The organism is Chitinophaga barathri (assembly GCF_003807585.1).
Classification (GTDB): Bacteria; Bacteroidota; Bacteroidia; order Chitinophagales; family Chitinophagaceae; genus Chitinophaga; species Chitinophaga barathri.
The window spans coordinates 45,292-62,774 of sequence record NZ_RMBX01000004.1 but is presented as its reverse complement, the minus strand read 5'-3'; the positions used below and the strand labels follow the sequence as shown (position 1 = coordinate 62,774).

At 54.0% G+C, this 17,483-nt stretch carries 16 protein-coding genes; 9 read left to right on the top strand and 7 right to left on the bottom strand.

Annotation, left to right across the window (positions count from 1 at the left end):
- Window positions 1-62 precede the first annotated feature (62 nt).
- The 3 genes from uxuA to cobA all read right to left on the bottom strand — a co-directional run bounded on the left by uxuA (window position 63) and on the right by cobA (window position 2,803).
- Entirely contained in the window at window positions 63-1,223 is a 1,161-nt protein-coding gene (uxuA, locus tag EG028_RS08615; RefSeq protein WP_120516306.1) for a mannonate dehydratase, read from the bottom strand.
- Window positions 1,224-1,344: 121 nt separating this feature from the next.
- Window positions 1,345-2,043, bottom strand: coding sequence for a Crp/Fnr family transcriptional regulator (locus tag EG028_RS08610; protein WP_120516307.1), 699 nt, complete (start codon window positions 2,041-2,043; stop codon window positions 1,345-1,347).
- Window positions 2,030-2,803 carry a uroporphyrinogen-III C-methyltransferase gene (gene cobA / locus EG028_RS08605; protein ID WP_120516308.1) on the bottom strand — a complete coding sequence of 258 codons (774 nt, stop codon included), beginning with the start codon at window positions 2,801-2,803 and terminating at the stop codon, window positions 2,030-2,032. Before cobA ends, EG028_RS08610 begins: the two co-directional genes overlap by 14 nt.
- 167 nt (window positions 2,804-2,970) lie before the next feature.
- Between cobA and nirB the strand changes: the two genes are divergently transcribed.
- The 5 genes from nirB to EG028_RS08580 all read left to right on the top strand — a co-directional run bounded on the left by nirB (window position 2,971) and on the right by EG028_RS08580 (window position 12,222).
- Window positions 2,971-5,487 carry a nitrite reductase large subunit NirB gene (gene nirB, locus EG028_RS08600; RefSeq protein ID WP_120516309.1) on the top strand — a complete coding sequence of 839 codons (2,517 nt, stop codon included), beginning with the start codon at window positions 2,971-2,973 and terminating at the stop codon, window positions 5,485-5,487.
- A 15-nt stretch (window positions 5,488-5,502) separates the two neighbouring features.
- Window positions 5,503-5,898, top strand: a complete 396-nt coding sequence (nirD, locus tag EG028_RS08595; RefSeq protein ID WP_120516310.1) for a nitrite reductase small subunit NirD — start codon at window positions 5,503-5,505, stop codon at window positions 5,896-5,898.
- Between the two features lie 82 nt (window positions 5,899-5,980).
- Window positions 5,981-7,273, top strand: a complete 1,293-nt coding sequence (locus tag EG028_RS08590; RefSeq protein ID WP_185096813.1) for an MFS transporter — start codon at window positions 5,981-5,983, stop codon at window positions 7,271-7,273.
- Window position 7,274: 1 nt separating this feature from the next.
- A complete protein-coding gene (locus EG028_RS08585; protein WP_120516311.1) occupies window positions 7,275-10,796 on the top strand; it encodes a nitrate reductase in 3,522 nt (1,173 codons plus the stop codon).
- Entirely contained in the window at window positions 10,765-12,222 is a 1,458-nt protein-coding gene (locus tag EG028_RS08580; RefSeq protein ID WP_120516312.1) for a rubredoxin, read from the top strand. Before EG028_RS08585 ends, EG028_RS08580 begins: the two co-directional genes overlap by 32 nt.
- On the opposite strand, the gene EG028_RS08575 is transcribed toward EG028_RS08580, so the two are convergent.
- Window positions 12,215-13,420 (bottom strand): molybdopterin molybdotransferase MoeA, encoded by a 1,206-nt coding sequence (locus tag EG028_RS08575; protein WP_123864604.1) that lies wholly within the window; start codon window positions 13,418-13,420, stop codon window positions 12,215-12,217. The genes EG028_RS08580 and EG028_RS08575 overlap by 8 nt on opposite strands.
- A 38-nt stretch (window positions 13,421-13,458) precedes the next feature.
- Between EG028_RS08575 and moaC the strand changes: the two genes are divergently transcribed.
- Both moaC and mobA read left to right on the top strand, forming a co-directional pair.
- The gene (gene moaC / locus EG028_RS08570) at window positions 13,459-13,938 is read left to right on the top strand and encodes a cyclic pyranopterin monophosphate synthase MoaC (protein ID WP_120516314.1); all 480 of its coding nucleotides are present in this window, start codon (window positions 13,459-13,461) and stop codon (window positions 13,936-13,938) included.
- Window positions 13,928-14,497, top strand: coding sequence for a molybdenum cofactor guanylyltransferase (mobA, locus tag EG028_RS08565; protein WP_241559098.1), 570 nt, complete (start codon window positions 13,928-13,930; stop codon window positions 14,495-14,497). The genes moaC and mobA overlap by 11 nt, the downstream gene beginning before the upstream one ends.
- 23 nt (window positions 14,498-14,520) lie before the next feature.
- Here the strand turns inward: mobA and EG028_RS08560 are convergent, their stop codons facing one another.
- Together EG028_RS08560 and moaD are read right to left on the bottom strand one after the other, a co-directional pair.
- Window positions 14,521-14,937, bottom strand: a complete 417-nt coding sequence (locus EG028_RS08560) for a molybdenum cofactor biosynthesis protein MoaE (RefSeq protein ID WP_120516315.1) — start codon at window positions 14,935-14,937, stop codon at window positions 14,521-14,523.
- Between the two features lie 11 nt (window positions 14,938-14,948).
- Window positions 14,949-15,182, bottom strand: a complete 234-nt coding sequence (gene moaD, locus EG028_RS08555; protein WP_120516316.1) for a molybdopterin converting factor subunit 1 — start codon at window positions 15,180-15,182, stop codon at window positions 14,949-14,951.
- Window positions 15,183-15,254: 72 nt separating this feature from the next.
- Between moaD and EG028_RS08550 the strand changes: the two genes are divergently transcribed.
- The gene (locus EG028_RS08550) at window positions 15,255-15,629 is read left to right on the top strand and encodes a DUF7009 family protein (protein ID WP_120516317.1); all 375 of its coding nucleotides are present in this window, start codon (window positions 15,255-15,257) and stop codon (window positions 15,627-15,629) included.
- Between the two features lies 1 nt (window position 15,630).
- Window positions 15,631-16,599, top strand: coding sequence for a GTP 3',8-cyclase MoaA (moaA, locus tag EG028_RS08545; RefSeq protein WP_120516318.1), 969 nt, complete (start codon window positions 15,631-15,633; stop codon window positions 16,597-16,599).
- Window positions 16,600-16,605: 6 nt separating this feature from the next.
- Here the strand turns inward: moaA and EG028_RS08540 are convergent, their stop codons facing one another.
- Complete coding sequence (locus EG028_RS08540; RefSeq protein WP_120516319.1) at window positions 16,606-17,358, bottom strand: sulfite exporter TauE/SafE family protein; 753 nt, start codon at window positions 17,356-17,358, stop codon at window positions 16,606-16,608.
- Window positions 17,359-17,483 lie beyond the last annotated feature (125 nt).

The window sequence follows — 17,483 nt, the reverse complement described above, 5'->3', positions numbered from 1 at the left end:
TTTCCGCAAAGATCAGCAGAAATTCCGGCTTTGAAACATAGAATTAATTGATTCATGTATAGTTAACGCGGTTGCCGCAGTATGCCGTACTCCAGCCCGCGTATCTCCGCCAACCCCTTCAAACGCCCGATGGCGCTGTATCCGGGGTACGTTTGTTTCTGCAGGTCATCCAGCATCTGGTGACCGTGATCGGGGCGCATGGGCAGGGAAATGTTTCTTCGCCGCATCAACTCGGTCAGCTCGGACACTACGGCGTACATGTCCACATTACCATCGAGGTGGTCCGCTTCGTAGAAATTACCGTTTTCATCGCGGCGGATATTGCGGAGGTGAATGAAATGGATTCGGTCACCATGGCGGCGGATGATGCCGGGCAGATCGTTGTCCGCGCGCACGCCCAGCGAGCCGGTGCAATAACACAACCCATTCGCCGGCGAAGGAGCGGCTTGCAGTATCTGCTCCAGATCCGCTTCCGTGCTCACGATGCGGGGCAGTCCCAGCAAAGGATACGGCGGATCGTCCGGGTGGATGGCGAGGCTCAGGCCCAGGGATTCCGCAACTGGCACTACTTCGCGGAGGAAGTGGAACAAATGTTCCCGGAGTTTATCAGCATCGATATGGGCATATTTGTTGAGCGCCGCCAGTACCGCTTCGGGTGTAAACCGGTCGTCGCTGCCGGGCAGGCCCAGCAATGCGTTGTGAAAAAGTGTTTCTTTTTTAGTATCGCTCATTTCATTCAGCCGATCCTCTGCCGCTTCAATTTCTTCAGCGGTATAATCTTTTTCAGCACCGGGCCTTTTGAGCAGGTACAGGTCAAATGCGATGAACGCATTCCGTTCGTAATACAAAGCGCGGCTGCCATCGGGCATTACATAAGCAATGTCCGTCCGCATCCAGTCCATCACCGGCATGAAGTTGTACGTGATAACGGTAATGCCGCACCTGGCAAGGTTCTGAAGGCTGGTTTTGTAATTTTCGATGAAGCGGGCAAAGTCCCCGGTTTGCCGTTTGATGTCTTCATGCACCGGCAGGCTTTCCACGACGGACCAGCGCATACCGGCGGATTCTATCATAGCTTTGCGGCGGTTGATCTCCGTGACGGTCCAGATTTCACCGGGGGGAATGTGATGAAGAGCCGTAACAACGCCTGAGCAGCCTGCCTGCCGGATGTCCCATAAGCTGACAGGATCGTTGGGTCCGAACCAACGCATTGTTTGTTCCATTGACATGTGCAAAGAGTTTAGCATCGGGCCTTCCGGCCCCGTGGAATTTTTATTAACGGCGGCAATATCTGAAAAAAAATGAAATGGTTGTTATAATTCGCGGCTACATCGATGTAATTCATCACTTGTTTGCCGGCAGCTCACACAAACGTAGGAGCTTCGTTTCGTCCGCCACGGCAATCTCCTTGCCGGACATCACGATGAGATGTTCCTGGATCATCTCCTGGAGCATCCTGAACGTGGTTTCATAAGTAGCGCCGATATAAGACGCAAGGTCCTGGCGGGATAAGGCGAAATCAATAAACCCGTTTTCGTTCCGCCCGAATTTTTTCTCCAGCGAAAGAAGCGCCTGCGCGATCCTTCCTTTCACTGGCATGTGGGCCAGGTTACGCATTTTCCTTTCCGACTCCTGTAATTCCCTGGCGTAGAAAAGCATCAGTTCGTATAACAACTGGTGGTTCACTTTCAGCGAAGCCTCCCAGAAGGTTATATCAAAATAACAAACCGTCACCTGCTCCAAAGCAGTGGCAGTAACAGGATACACGGCCTCCGTACCGATGCCGCGATGACCCACGATATCCCCTTTTTTTGCGAAGCGGATGATCAGTTCTTTTTCCCCATCCCAGTGTTTATGCACTTTCACACTGCCTTTGTAAATAAAAAAAATGCCTTCCACGGCGTCGCCTTCTTTGAACAGCTCCTGCCCTTTCCGGTAGGTAAAATGCTGGCTGCCGGCTTCCACGGCGGGCAGCCATTCTTTCATGCACAAGCGGCATACCATGCAGGTTTGCGTATCGCAGCCTTGTTTATCTTTCTTCATATATATACTGACTTTCCGCGTTGGCAATAATGCCTGCCAACTGTTCCCGCCATTTCACCACTTCCCCGATCACAATAATAGCAGGATTTTCAATGCCATGCGCAGCCGTCACCGCCGCAATATCCGAAACGGTGCCGGTCACGATGCGCTCTTTGTCCGTAGTACCATCCTGGATCACAGCCACCGGCATGTCCGCTTTGCCTGCTTCTTTGAAAATATCCATGATACCGCCAATGCGGCTCATGGCCATCAGGATCACCACGGTGGCGGTGGATTGGGCAGCCAGGTGTACGTCCCCGGAGATATCCCCGCTGCGGGTGGTGCCGGTGGTCACCCAAAAACTTTCCGCCACGCCGCGGCTGGTAAGCGGGATCATCTGCATGGCCGGTACGGATAGTGCGCTTGAAATACCGGGCACCACGCTCACCGGTATGCCTGCCCGGGAAGCCGCTTCGATTTCTTCCACTGCCCGGCCGAATACGAACGGATCGCCGCCTTTCAGCCTCACCACATGGCCATATTGACGCGCGGAGCTGATAATCAGTTCATTGATCTCGTCCTGCGAGAGGGAATGGCAGCCAAAACGTTTACCCACGAATTGCAGAACAGCATTTTTTGGAGCGTATTCCAGCAATTGAGGGTTCACGAGCGCATCATACAATACTACATCGGCGGTACCGAGGATGCGAATGGCTTTCAGGGTGATCATTTCCGGGTCTCCCGGCCCTGCCCCGATTAAAGATAAAGCGGCTTTAGGCATACTTTAAATATATTATAATAAAATTTATATAATCAATATTAGGCTTAACATGCATAAAATTAAAACATTTTGCCTTAAATTTATGATATAGATCATACACCTGATTCAATTTCTACGTTTTTAAAGCTGATAACAATTATATTAATTATTTATTAATATATCAACTTATGAAGATCGTAGTAATTGGTAATGGCATGGTCGGCCATAAATTCTGTGAGAAAATCACACAAAAGCTTGGCACAAACACTGCCCGGATCGTCATTTTTGGCGAAGAAACCCTCCCTGCATACGACCGCGTTCACCTTAGCGAATACTTTGCCGGCAAAACCGCCGAAGACCTCTCCCTTGCTCCCGTGGACTGGTACGCTTCGCAAGGCATCACCCTTTACCTTGGCGATCCTGTCCATATAATAGACCGGCAACAAAAAACCGTCACTTCCCTGAAAGGTATTACCGAAACCTACGATTTCCTGGTAATGGCCACCGGCTCCGCCGCTTTTGTACCCAATATAGCAGGAACCGACAAAAAGGGGGTATTTATTTACCGCACGATCGAAGACCTGGAGCTGATGAAAAGTTACGCTCCCCGCGCCAGCCGCGGCACCGTAATTGGCGGCGGCCTGCTGGGCCTTGAAGCGGCCAAAGCCCTGCTGGATCTTGGCATTTCCCGAACCAGCGTGATCGAGTTCGCGCCCAGGCTGATGCCCAGGCAGATAGACGACAAAGGATCTTTTGTATTGCAGCATAAATTGCAGAGTCTCGGCTTACAGGTATTAACCGGCAAAAATACCTCCGCCATCCTCGGTGAAGAAACCATTACCGGTCTTGCTTTCTCAGACGGCACCTCCCTGGATACGGACATGCTGGTAATCTCCGCCGGCATCAAACCCCGGGACGAACTGGCGGCAGCCTGCGGCCTGGAAACCGGCCCGCGCGGCGGCATTGTGGTAAACGACCTGTTGCAGTCCAGCGACCCATCCATATACGCCGTGGGCGAGTGCGCCTTATATAATGGTATGATCTACGGCCTGGTGGCGCCCGGCTATGAAATGGCGGAAGTAGCCGCCACACATATCATTGCATCCTATACAGAGAAAGAACCGGTAAAATCATTCACCGGCTTCGACATGAGCACCAAACTGAAACTGATCGGTGTGGACGTGGCCAGCTTCGGCAACCCATTCACCCCGCCGGACCAGAGCCATAGCATTGTCATGGAAGACAGCGTCAGCGGCGTCTATCAGCGCATAAATGTATCGCAGGACGGGAAATACCTGCTCGGCGGCATTCTCATCGGCAATGCGGACGCTTATAATATGCTGCTGCAAACCTGTAAAAACAACATCCCTCTGCCCGCCAATCCAGCGGATGTACTGCTGGGCCCGCGTAACGGCGGTGCACCCTCCGGCGCAGGCGTGGATGCACTTCCTGACGAAGCGGTGATCTGCAGCTGCGAAAGCATCAGCAAAGCCGCCATCTGCCAGGCAGTGGAAGCAGGCCACGAAACCCTGGACGCGGTAAAAAAATGCACCAAAGCCGGCACCTGCTGCGGGGGCTGCACTCCGATGGTAAAAGACCTCATCACCGCCACCATGAAAGCGCAGGGCAAATATATCCGCAACGTCGTGTGCGAGCACTTTGATTATTCCCGCCAGGAACTGCTGGACCTCATCAAAGTAAAATCCCTCCGCTCTTTCGACGAAGCGCTGGACCATTACGGTCACGGCGAAGGCTGCGAAGTGTGCAAACCCGTGATCAGCTCCATACTGGCCAGCCTCTGGAACGACATGATCCTCGCCAAAGGCAACGATACCGCGCAGGACAGCAACGACCGTTACCTTGCGAACATCCAGAAAGGCGGCACTTATTCCATCGTGCCCCGCATCCCCGGCGGAGAGATCACACCGGAGAAACTGATCGTTATCGGCACTATCGCCAAAGAATATAATTTATACACGAAGATCACCGGCGGCCAGCGTATAGATATGTTCGGCGCGCATCTCGGGGATCTGCCCGCCATCTGGGAAGCACTGATAGCAGCCGGTTTTGAAAGCGGCCATGCATACGGCAAAGCGCTGAGGACCGTCAAAAGCTGCGTAGGCTCCACCTGGTGCCGCTTTGGCCTGCACGACAGCGTGAGCTACGCCATCCGCATCGAAGAAAGGTATCGTGGCCTGAGAGCGCCGCACAAGATCAAAAGCGCGGTATCCGGCTGTATCAGGGAATGCGCGGAAGCGCAGTCCAAAGACTTTGGCATCATCGCCACGGAAAAAGGATGGAACCTCTACGTATGCGGCAACGGCGGCTCCAAACCGCAACACGCGCTGCTGCTGGCACAGGACCTGGACAGCGAAACCTGCATCCGGTACATCGACCGTTTCCTGATGTTTTACATCAAAACCGCGGACCCGCTCACCCGCACCGCCACCTGGCTGAACAAGCTGGAAGGCGGCATTGACTATCTGCGCAACGTAGTGGTGAACGACAGCCTGGGCATTGCCGAATCACTGGAAACAGAAATGCAGTCCCTCGTGGATAGTTACAAATGTGAATGGAAAGAAGTAGTGGAAAGCCCCGAGCTGCGGAAAAAATTCTCTCACTTCATCAATGCGCCGGAAGAAAAAGACCCGACCGTAAAATTCGAAACGCTCCGCGAGCAGAAAAAAGCCGCGGACTGGAAATAACCAAACTCATACATTATGTCAACCATCAGCTCCACCGCCATCACCTGGTTCTTTGCCTGTAAAACGACCGATGTACCGCACAACGGCGGCGTTTGTATCAAATACAGGGACGAACAGATCGCGCTGTTTTACTTTTCGCGCAGCAACAGCTGGTATGCCACCCAAAACCTCTGCCCTCACCGCCGGCAGATGGCGCTTAGCCGTGGCATGACGGGCACTCACCAGGGCGAACCGAAAGTAGCCTGCCCCTTTCACAAAAAGACATTTTCCCTGGCGGACGGGCGCTGCATCAGCGACGAGTCCGAATGTTCCCTTACGGTTTACCCTGTAAGACTGGAGGACGACCGCGTGTACATTGGCGTACAAACGGGCGTGGAAGCGGATATGCAGGTAACTGTAGAAACTTTGTAAAAAGCGAAACCCGGCAGTTTGCAGACTGTCCGGGCTTCTGAATTTTAATATGATTGGCTCACATAAAATTTCTCAAATTTACATGAAAAATCCATTCCCTGAACCCCTGCGGAAACTCTCCCTTTTCAGCCTCAGCAGTGTGCAGATGCGCACCTTTCATATCACCTGGCTGATGTTTTTCGTCTGTTTCTTCGGCTGGTTTGGCCTGGCGCCGCTGATGCCCACCATCCGGCAGGACCTTGGCCTCACCAAATCACAGGTAGGCAATATCATGATCGCGTCCGTATCCGGCACTATCATTGCCCGGCTGATCATCGGCCGGCTCTGCGATACCTGGGGGCCGCGCAAAACAGCCGTGCGGCTGCTATTGGTTGGTTCCATCCCGGTGTTTTTTGTCGGCCTGGCGCAAGACTACACCACCTTCCTATTATTCCGCCTCGCCATCGGCACCATCGGCGCTTCCTTCGTCATTACCCAGTTCCATACCTCCATGATGTTCGCACCGGCCATCAAAGGCACGGCAAACGCCATTACCGGCGGATGGGGCAACCTGGGCGGCGGCGTGACCAATATCGTAATGCCGCTGATATTCACGGCTATCCTCGGTTTCGGATATACAGCCGGGGCATCCTGGCGGCTGGCCATGATCGTGCCCGGAGTCATGATGCTCGGCGTTGCTTTTCTTTATCATAAATACACCAAAGACACGCCGGCAGGCAATTATGACGAGATACCCCGTGAAGGGGAACGGAGCAGCACCGACTGGTCTGTGTTAAAAGACTGGCGCATATGGGCATTGATGCTTGCTTATGCGATGTGTTTCGGCATGGAGATCACTTTTGACAATGTAGCTTCTCTCCACTTCGTGGATACTTACGGTCTTTCCCAAAGCAGTGCGGGATTCTGGGCGGGCATATTCGGGTTGATGAACCTGTTTGCCCGCGCGCTCGGCGGCTTTGTTTCGGACCGGATAGGATTAAAACAAGGGCTGAAAGGGAAAGGCATTTTGCTGGCGCTCGTACTGCTCGCCGAAGGCGGCGGGCTGCTCCTCTTTGCGGGTGCGGCAAATCTGCAATTAGCCATTATCGCCATGATCGGCTTTGCTTTGTTCCTGAAAATGGCGAACGGCGCCACTTACGGCATTGTACCTTTTATCAATCCCCGGAATGTAGGACTGGTGAGCGGCATTGTAGGCGCTGGCGGCAACGTGGGCGGTATGTTGTTCGGTTTTTTATTCAAAGCAGAAAATATCTCGTACGAACAGGCTTTCACCTACATCGCTTACGCGGTGATTGCTACCGGCTGCATCGTACTGTTCACGGGATTTTCCAAAGAACCGGCCGAAAGGAGGGTTCCAAACCTTATTACGCAATAATATGTCCAGCTTCAAAACCACCTGCTGCTATTGCGGCGTAGGATGCGGAATAGTCGTTCACCGGGACAGGCAGGGAAAACTCAGCCTGGAAGGCGATAAAGACCATCCCGTGAACAGGGGCATGCTTTGTTCCAAAGGCATGAACCTGCACTACACCGTCATGGACACCAGCGACAGGTTATTGCACCCGGAAATGCGTTATCATCGCAACGCACCCCGGATGCGGGTTTCGTGGGAGCAGGCGCTGGACAGGACGGCGGCGGTGTTCAGAAGCATCATCAACAGGTACGGCCCTGACGCGGTGGCGTTTTATGCTTCCGGCCAGTGCCTTACCGAAGAATATTATGTGGTCAATAAACTCATCAAAGGTTTTATCGGCAGCAACAACATCGATACCAATTCACGCCTTTGCATGAGCAGCGCGGTAGCCGCTTACAAAATGTCGCTGGGAGAAGATGCGGTGCCGGGCACTTACGATGACATTGAACTGGCGGATTGCATTTTTGTGGCCGGCGCCAATCCAGCCTGGTGCCATCCCATCCTCTGGCGCAGGATAGAAGCGGCCAAAGCGGCCAATCCCGCGCTGCGTATTATTGTGAGCGACCCGAGGGTTACGCAGAGCTGCGCATCAGCAGATCTGCATCTCCAGCTCAATCCCGGAACGGATATCGTATTACATCATGCCATCGGCCGTTTGCTCATAGAGCAGGGTTTTACGGATAAAGATTTTATACACCAGCACACCGAAGGTTTTACGCGTTACCGGGACGCCGTGATGCAACGCAGCATTGCCGAAGCGGCTATTATCTGCGGCATCCCGGAGCAGCAGCTTTATGAAGCGGCCGCATTGATCGGCCCATCCAAAGGATTTATGACGATGTGGACGATGGGGCTGAACCAAAGTGCAGTAGGGGTTTCCAAGAATCTCAGCCTCATCAATCTCCACCTTATTACCGGTAAGATCGGCCAACCTGGCAACGGGCCTTTTTCGCTCACCGGTCAGCCCAATGCCATGGGCGGAAGGGAAACCGGCGGATTGGCCAACCTGCTCCCCGCGCACCGCCTGCTGGATGACCCAACACACCGCGCGGAAGTGCAGGCTTTCTGGGGCGGCACTACTATTTCGGACAAACCCGGCCTTACCGCCACGGATATGTTCTCCGCTTTGCAGAGCGGCAGCCTGAAAGCCATCTGGATCATGGGTTCTAACCCGCTCGTGTCCCTCCCTGACGCACGGGCCATGGAAGCGGCTTTGCAGAAAGCCAGTTTTGTAGTAGTGCAGGAAATATCCTCCAAACCCGAAACATTAAAATACGCGGACGTGGTACTCCCCGCCGCCGCATGGGCGGAAAAGGAAGGCACCATGACCAATGCAGAACGCCGCATCAGTTATCTTTCAAAGATCACAGAAGCGCCCGGCGAAGCGCTGCCCGATGCGGAGATCATCTGTCGCTTCGCACAGAAGATGGGCTATAAAGGATTTGATTATGCGCACGCGGGCGAGATCTATGATGAACATTGCCGCCTCACCGCGGGCACCCGCATAGACATCAGCAGTCTCTCCTATAAAATATTACAGGAGTGCCGGAGCATCCAATGGCCTTACAAAAACGGCCAGGGCACAGCGCGCCTTTTCACAGACCACCTGTTTTACACCAAACATCAAAAAGCCGTCATCCACACCGTCGGCGACGAAAATACCTCCGAAGCGCACAATGAAGATTTCCCGCTCATCCTCACCACCGGCCGCATCCGCGACCAGTGGCATACCATGAGCAAAACAGGAAAGGTCAGCAAACTGAAACAGCACATTGCATCCTCTTTCCTGGAGATCCATCCGCGGGATGCGGAAGCGCGGCATCTCCGGCAGGACGACCTGGTGGTGGTGAGCAGCCCGCGCGGGCAGGTACGCGTAAAAACAAAGATCAGTACAGACATCAAACCGGGTGTGGTATTTCTCCCCATGCACTGGGGCAAAATATTGCAGAACGACCTGAACAGGGCGAACAATCTTACGAACAATCTCACCGATCCCATATCGCGGCAGCCGGACCTGAAGTTTGCCACCGTGGAAGTAACGAAGTACCGGAAACCATCACAGAAGATCATTGTGATAGGCGCGGGCGCCGGGGCCTGCGGCTTTGTACGTTCCTACCGCGCATTAAACAGGACCGATGCCATTACCGTATTCAGCAAGGAAGATTTGCCTTTTTACAACCGCGTTATGCTTCCGGACTACATCAGCGGCGCTCAGCAATGGGCGCAGCTGGTGAAGATGTCCGACGCGGAGGAAGCCACCTTAAACATCACGCTGCACCGAGGTGTGAGCATTGAAAAGATTGACCGTGAAACCAAACAGGTGACGGACAGCAATGGACTCATACACGATTACGATGTGCTCATTCTCGCCACTGGCAGCAGGGCTGCCACCCTCAAAGACGTACCGGCCATGGAAGGCATCTTCACCATGCGCACCCGCAAAAACGCGGATGATTTCATGCAACATATTTCACCCGGCAAAGGCCGGGTGGTGATCGCCGGCGGCGGGCTGCTGGGCATAGAGCTGGCCGCTTCGCTCCGTGAAATGAACATCAGCGTGGCGGTGATACAACGCACCTCACGGCTGATGGACCGCCAGCTGGATGCGCTGGGGGCGCAGCTGCTCAGTGAAGAACTGCGGGAAAGGGATATTGAAATATTTTTCAACGATGAAATAGAACAATTCTCCGGCACGAAACAGGTAGAAGGCATCCGCCTGAAAAGCGGCCGCCACATAGACTGCCAGGCCGTGGTATTTTCCATCGGCACCATCCCGAACATAGAACTGGCGCAGGCCGCCAAACTGGATTGCAACCGTGGCGTGGTGGTTGATCCATACCTGCAAACCAGCGACCCGTCCATCTTTGCCATCGGCGAGATCGCGGCGTTTGAAAACATCCTGTACGGTATTACCGCTGCCGCGGAGCAGCAGGCCGCGGTGGTGGCCCGTTATCTTAATGGAGATATTGCGGGGTATTACGAAGGCTCGCTGTTTATCAACATCCTCAAGGTACAGGGCATGGACCTCTGCTCCCTCGGTATGGTGGAAACGCCCGGCGATCCCGCTTACGAAGAAGTAGTGTTCATAGACAAAGCGAAACGTTATTATAAAAAATGCATCATCCACCAGGATAAACTGGTAGGCGCCATCCTCATCGGCGATAAAAGCGAGTTGGCGGAATTCCGCGACCTGATCCGCCAGAAAACCGAATTGTCCGGCAAGCGGCTGGAGCTGTTGCGTTCCGGCAAAAAAGGCGCGCCGGTGATCGGGAAACTCGTCTGCTCCTGCGGCAACGTGGGCGATGGTAATATCAAAGAAACCATCCGGGACGGGCATACGGACCTGGACGGTATCTGTCGCGCCAGCGGCGCGGGCATGGGCTGCGGCAGCTGCCGCCCCGAAGTATTAAGACTGCTGGAGCAGGCGCTTCCTTCTATCAAAACCACCCATCATGGCCAAACAATCACATCTGGTACGGTTTAATTTCACCGGGGGCATCATCTCTCCCGGCTACCTGCTCCAGGTACTGGAAGCAGCCGAAGCTGCGCGGGTGAAGGACGTAAGGTTTGGCCTCCGGCAACAGCTTTTCCTGGAGGTACCCTATAAAGAATTCGATACATTCGAGCAAGCCTGCCGTGAGCGGGAAGTGGCATTCCAACTGGATCAGGCAACGCCAAACATCACCAGCTCCTACCCCGCGTCGGGTATTTTTATCACCGATTCCTGGCTCACGGAAGGCATTTACAAAGATATTTTCGACACCCTGGCGCCTTCGCCCAAACTGAAGATCAATATCTGCGACAGCCGCCAGACCTTTGTGCCGCTTTTCAGCGGGCACATCAACTGGGTTGCCTCGCAGCATCCGCATTACTGGCACCTGTACATTCGTTATCCCGGCCAGACCGAAAGCTGGCGCTGGCCCCGGCTGATCTACACCAACAGCATACCGGCGGTAAGCGCCGCGCTGGAAACGCCCGTTATTGATCACCGGGAACCCGCCTCCCTGCTCAGCACACCGCTGGACTGCATCAGCCGCGACATCGACAGGGAACTGGAACTGCCCGCCTTCCATCTTCCTTACTACGAAGGTTTTAACCGGCACAACAACCAGTACTGGCTGGGCATATACCGCCGCGACGAAATATTTGATGTGAGTTTTCTGAAAGACATGTGTTCCGTATGTCTTGAAACCGGCATCGGGCAGTTTTATGCCACACCCTGGAAATCCGTCATCATCAAAAACATCGAGCCCGCGCATCGTAAACTCTGGGATTATGTACTCGGCAAACACGGTATTAATGTAAGGCACGCAGCCAATGAGCTGAACTGGCAGGTGGCGGACCATTGCGAAGACAGTCTTATCCTCAAGCGGCACATCATCCGGCATTTCGACACCGCGGATGTGCGTACTTACGGTCTTTGTTTCAACATCAGCCTGGATGCGGGGAAACATCATTTCGGTTCCATCGTGATCAGGCGGCAGGAAAACAAACACCGCAGCAAACTCAAATACCTCCAACGCTACGATATCCTGTACACCCCGGATTTTAATCCGAACACGCACCAGCTGATCCCTTACCGCAGCGAAGTGCTGAAGGAACACCTGGGGCCGTACATCGCATCGTTGTGCAGGCAGTACTATGAAAAAGGAACGGAATGGAATGTGTTGCAGGAGTACGTTTCAGGACAGAAAGCAGTAACGGTGGATATCAGCCGGGAGAAAACCGTGCACCAATGCCCGTCGTGCCTGACGGTGTATGATGACACAACAGGAGATCCCGAACGTGGTGTGGCGGCCGGCACTCCCGCCTCCGCGCTGCCGGCTGATTATACCTGTTACATCTGTGAAACGCCGGGGAAAGAATTTATCCCGGTCACGTTATCCGCATTGGCGGCGCCGCTTACCTGAACTTCCAAACCGGAAACACCGCTCCTTCGGGGAATACATCCGGCTCAGGCGGCAGTTCCATAAAAGCGTCCGCGTGCAGCAGCGAAGCCATATCGCCGGAGCCGCCGTAGGTGACGGGCCGGGCCGTGAGGCGGGCGCCGGGCGCGCATTGCAGCTGTACCGGCAGGAAATACGTGAGGGGTTTATCAAACTTCACTTCCGTTTCCAGCGCCGCGAACAACTGTTCTTCCGGCATATGATGCATGGAAGCCAGCAACCAGGGCTGGATATAACGGAAATAACAAAGCTGCACGGATACGGGGTTGCCCGGCAGTGCAAATATCACAGGGCCACCGGGAACTGTACCAAACAGGAAAGGTTTACCCGGTTTCTGGCTGATTTTATGAAACACACGCTGCATACCGCAGCGTTCCAATACTTGTGGCAAATGATCGAACTTACCGGCAGAAACGGCACCCGTACATATCAGCACATCCGCTTTGGAAAGCAGCGGCCGGAGCTGTTGTTCCATGCTGTGCGGCTCGTCGCGGAGGTGTACAATCTCCGCGGGAATGCCCAGTGTATGCAAAGCCGCCGCGATACTGTATACGTTGGACATCCTTACCTGGTGCTGTTCAGGCGCGGAGCGGATCTCCACCAGTTCGTCACCGGTAGCTACCAGGCAGATACGCGGATGGGCGCTTACTTTCACTTCAGCTTTTCCCACACTGGCCAGCACACCCACTTCGGGGGCGGCAATACGTACGCCGGGGCCCAGCAGGATCTTACCTGCCGGCACGTCGCTGCCTTGCCGGTGAATGTGCTGCCCGGCCACCACATCCTTTACAACCGTAAAACGTTTGAACCCTTCGTGTTCTTCCGCTTCAGTATGTTCGTACGGGATCACCGCGTCCGTCAGCTCGGGGAGGATAGCGCCCGTCATCACTTCCATACAATCCGCCAGGTTTGCCAGCTGCATACGCGGCATGCCGGCGGCCTGCACATCTTCCAGCCCGAATACCCGCTGCCCACGCGCATAACTGTCAAACGCAATGGCAATTCCATCCATCGCCACACGGTCGTACGGCGGGAACGGCCGGTCCGCAATCACCTGCTCGCGCAGGATGCGCCCTGCCGCGGCTTCCAGCAATACGGTGGTAATCCCCGCGTCTTTCACGGTGGCCATTACTGCCTTAAAAGCATCCGGAACAGGCATCATAAGCAAACACTTTTTTGTTACGATAAATTTATTCAATTATGAGCAATGCGTCAAATACGGCCTTTACCCACCTGGATGAACAGGACCGGCCGCAGATGGTGGACGTGGGCGGCAAGGCCGATACGGAAAGAACAGCCGTGGCGCAAAGCCGTGTGTACCTGCCCCCGGCCGTGCGCAGCTGCATCAGCGGGCAGGAGCTTGTCACCAAAAAAGGCGCGGTATTCCAGACCGCGATCATCGCGGGTATTATGGCCGCTAAAAAAACGCCGGAACTGATCCCACTCTGTCATACTTTACTGTTAAACCATTGCAGCGTGGACATCAAACTGGAAGGAGAAGAAGCCGTGATCCGCTGCACCGTGAAAACCTTTGGCAAAACGGGCGTGGAAATGGAAGCCCTCACCGGCGCAAGCGTGGCCGCGCTGACAGTATACGATATGTGCAAAGCCCTTTCCATGGAAATGGTGATCAATGGTACAAAACTCATTACAAAAACGGGAGGTAAACATGGCGCTTAAAGGACTGGTATTGTGCGGCGGCAAAAGCCTGCGAATGCAGCAGGACAAAAGCACCATCTCCTATCACGGGTTGCCCCAGTGGCAATACCTGTACAACTTGCTGAAAGAATTTGTACCGGAGGTATGGCTCTCCGCCCGCGAAGGCCAGGAGTTCCCCGGCTGCGGGAATATCATCCACGACAGTGTGGAAGGCGCAGGCCCGTCTGCCGGGCTGCTGAGCGCATATGCCCATGACCCGGCCGCGTCATGGCTGGTACTCGCCTGCGACCTGCCGCTGATCAGCGCGCAAAGCATTTCGCTGCTGCTGGAAAAACGCCAGCCCCGGCTGGCGGCTACTTCTTTCATCAGCCCGTTCAACGAGCAGCCCGAACCGCTCATCGCGATATGGGAGCCTGCCGCGCTGGAACAGCTGGCAAACGATTTCAGGGAAGGGAAGACCTGTCCGCGTAAAACACTATCCGGCATGGAAGTGGCGCTGATAGAGAACCCGTACAGGCGTGAGCAATACAATGCCAATACACCGGAGGAGATGGAAAATGCGAAGGAGAAACTGAAATGATGGAAGGATATGATATGGAATTGTCAGGGATGCGCCGCCACCCATACGGCGCCGTCTTCAAAGAATTCCTGTTTCCAGATGGGGACGGTCTCTTTGAGGGTATCTATCGCATACTGGCAGGCGGAAAAAGCGGCTCCGCGATGCGGGGCGGCTACAGCTATTACCACTACTTCTTCGCCGGGCAGTTTTTCACCGATGGCGTGAATGATGGCGATACGCTGCACATCCCATTGTTCAAACGCCTGCTGCGCGATCTTTTCCATTTCAAGAATTGCCATGGGCTCGTAGCTTTCAAAGAACAATTTCAGCACGGGTTTGCCCTTCGTCTGGTTGCGCACGGTACCGATGAAAGTCACCACCCCGCCGCTTCCGGGAGATTCAACGAAACGGATGGCTTCCTCAGTTTGTATGTCTGAAACAATTTTGATCAGTGATTCCATCTTGTAATTTTTTACCCGCCGCTCAGGGGAGGAATAACGGCTATTTCGTCGTCATCAGCAATAGTTTGCTCATCGGTGGCGTATGTTTTGTTCACGGCGATCATCACTTTCCGCAATTCCCGCATGGCGGGATATTGCCGGATCAGCCATTCACGGAACTGGCCTACCGTTCCCGGTTTTTCCGTTATTTCCAGCGTAGCGCCGCCGGCCAGCTCTTTGGCGATCCCGAAAAACATAATCTTCATGACGGTATAAAGCTACAATAACACCGTCATAATTCGTTAACTTTAAAAAGACCTAACATAAAATATCTCATTATGAAAATCAGGATCAGGGGAAACAGCATCCGCTACCGGCTCGATCAGGCAGACGTTGCCAGGATCAGGGAAACGGGCAAAGTGGAAGAACACACCTGGATTGGCGCGCATGCACTGCACTTTTGCATACGCTCGCGTGAGAATCTTTTTGCGCCGGCCGTCAAGCTGGAAGGCTGGGGCGTGCACCTGGGCATACCCGCGCCTTATTTCAGCCAGATGCTGGACACTGATGAAACCAGCCTGGATTTCAGCCTCAAAAATCCCGATGGTTCAGAACTGAAAATATTGGTGGAAAAAGATTTTAAATGCCTGACCGTTCGTGATGAGGATGACAGCCAGGCTTTCGAGAATCCGAATGCCGGGAAAACCTGCTGATATGCTGATGGACCAACACGGCCGGCAGGTAAGTTACCTCCGCCTGGCTGTAACCGACCGCTGCAATCTCCGCTGTACTTATTGTATGCCGGAAAAGATGCAGTTCATGGACCGCGCGTCGCTCCTTTCTTACGAGGAGATCACCCGGCTGGTACAGCTGCTGGCTGCTGAAGGCGTTCAAAGAGTGCGCATCACCGGCGGAGAACCTTTCCTGCGTAAAGACCTGCTTTCGCTGCTGGAGATACTTTCCGCTCATTGCGAAGTGTCCGTCACTACTAACGGCGTGCTCACCGCTCCGTTTATTCCCGCACTGCACAGGCTCGGCATCCGTAAAATAAACCTCAGCCTGGATACACTGCACCCGGACCGTTTCCAACAGATCACCCGCCGCGACCAACTCAACGCCGTGACGCATACACTGCAAACCCTGCTGGAATATGACATGGAAGTGAAGATCAATATGGTGGTAATGAATGAGGTAAATACGGATGAACTTACGGCGTTCACCGCTTTAACCCGGCACCAGGCCATCTCCGTACGGTTCATTGAAGAAATGCCTTTCAACGGCCAGGGCAACGGTTTTTCAGGCATACAATGGCATTACCGGCGTATACTGGATCACATCGGCCGCGAATTTGACCTGCATAAACTTCCCGACCCGCCGGGCAGCACTTCCCTCAGTTATCACATCCCCGGGCATACCGGGAATATTGGCGTGATCCCCGCTTTCAGCAGAACATTTTGCGGCAGCTGCAACCGCCTGCGCATTACGCCCACCGGCGGAATGAAAACCTGTTTGTATGGGCACGATACGCTGAATGTGCGCGACCTGATGAGAGAAGGAATGCCGGATGACCTGCTGATGCATGAGATCAGATCAGCCGTTGCCGGCAAGTATGTGAACGGCTTTGAAGCAGAACGCGCGAATGCGGGGAAAGTCCTGGAAAGTATGTCCGTGATTGGTGGATAAGAGCGTTTATTTCAGCAGCATCCTTACGCCCGCATACAGGATCAGCACGGCCGTAGCCACTTCCACCCAGCGTGGCTTCAATATGGCGGCGCTCAGCCTCGAACCGATCTGCCCGCCCACTATCACCGCCGCCAGCAATGGCAGCGTCACCTCCGCACGGAACACCACCGCATTTTTGGCCCACTGCCCCAGCAGCCCCGCCAATGAATTCACCAAAATAAAAAAGCTGCACAATCCTGCAATATGTTTGGGGGTATCATAACGGCCCAACCTTAAAACCGGCGCCAGGTAAATACCCCCGCCAATGCCCGTGATACCGGACAAAAAACCGATCCCTCCTCCCACCGCCGTAAACTGCCACCCCCGCTGTCCCTTTACCGTGTATTGTTTTTCCTTCACCAGCTTCACACCCATCAATACAGCCGCCAGCACCAGCGCAATACCCAGCAGCAGGAAAAATGCTTCCTGTTTCAATGGCATATAACTGCCAATAAAAGCCATCGGGACACTAAAAACACTCAGCTGCATGGCCTTTTTCCACGGCAGCTGCCCGCTGGCGTGAAATTGCCACACCCCGCCCGCTACCACGGCCACATTACAGATCAACGCGGTGGATTTCACGAGCTGGAAACCGATGCCGTACAATGCCAGCAAGGCAAGATAACTGGAGCCCCCACCAAAACCGGCGGAGGAATACACCAGCGCTATGAGAAAAAATATCAGGCAGAGTTCGAGGATCATCTGTACAAAATATGGCATTCTCTTCAGTTCATTGGTACTTTTTTACCAAATCTTATCCTATAGCGACCCTATAGCGATCTTATAGCGATCCTATACCGATCGTATATGATGGGATTGGGGTTTACATGCTATGCTCCGGTCTT

Excerpts from the sequence above, each read along its gene's own strand:
- moaA (WP_120516318.1), top strand. The coding sequence starts at position 15,631 with ATGCTGATGGACCAACACGGCCGGCAGGTAAGTTACCTCCGCCTGGCT.
- EG028_RS08560 (WP_120516315.1), bottom strand. The coding sequence starts at position 14,937 with ATGGAATCACTGATCAAAATTGTTTCAGACATACAAACTGAGGAAGCC.
- mobA (WP_241559098.1), top strand. The coding sequence starts at position 13,928 with ATGGCGCTTAAAGGACTGGTATTGTGCGGCGGCAAAAGCCTGCGAATG.
- moaC (WP_120516314.1), top strand. The coding sequence starts at position 13,459 with ATGAGCAATGCGTCAAATACGGCCTTTACCCACCTGGATGAACAGGAC.
- EG028_RS08550 (WP_120516317.1), top strand. The coding sequence starts at position 15,255 with ATGAAAATCAGGATCAGGGGAAACAGCATCCGCTACCGGCTCGATCAG.
- cobA (WP_120516308.1), bottom strand. The coding sequence starts at position 2,803 with ATGCCTAAAGCCGCTTTATCTTTAATCGGGGCAGGGCCGGGAGACCCG.
- moaD (WP_120516316.1), bottom strand. The coding sequence starts at position 15,182 with ATGAAGATTATGTTTTTCGGGATCGCCAAAGAGCTGGCCGGCGGCGCT.
- nirB (WP_120516309.1), top strand. The coding sequence starts at position 2,971 with ATGAAGATCGTAGTAATTGGTAATGGCATGGTCGGCCATAAATTCTGT.
- EG028_RS08610 (WP_120516307.1), bottom strand. The coding sequence starts at position 2,043 with ATGAAGAAAGATAAACAAGGCTGCGATACGCAAACCTGCATGGTATGC.
- uxuA (WP_120516306.1), bottom strand. The coding sequence starts at position 1,223 with ATGGAACAAACAATGCGTTGGTTCGGACCCAACGATCCTGTCAGCTTA.
- EG028_RS08540 (WP_120516319.1), bottom strand. The coding sequence starts at position 17,358 with ATGCCATATTTTGTACAGATGATCCTCGAACTCTGCCTGATATTTTTT.
- EG028_RS08580 (WP_120516312.1), top strand. The coding sequence starts at position 10,765 with ATGGCCAAACAATCACATCTGGTACGGTTTAATTTCACCGGGGGCATC.
- EG028_RS08585 (WP_120516311.1), top strand. The coding sequence starts at position 7,275 with ATGTCCAGCTTCAAAACCACCTGCTGCTATTGCGGCGTAGGATGCGGA.
- EG028_RS08575 (WP_123864604.1), bottom strand. The coding sequence starts at position 13,420 with ATGATGCCTGTTCCGGATGCTTTTAAGGCAGTAATGGCCACCGTGAAA.
- nirD (WP_120516310.1), top strand. The coding sequence starts at position 5,503 with ATGTCAACCATCAGCTCCACCGCCATCACCTGGTTCTTTGCCTGTAAA.
- EG028_RS08590 (WP_185096813.1), top strand. The coding sequence starts at position 5,981 with ATGAAAAATCCATTCCCTGAACCCCTGCGGAAACTCTCCCTTTTCAGC.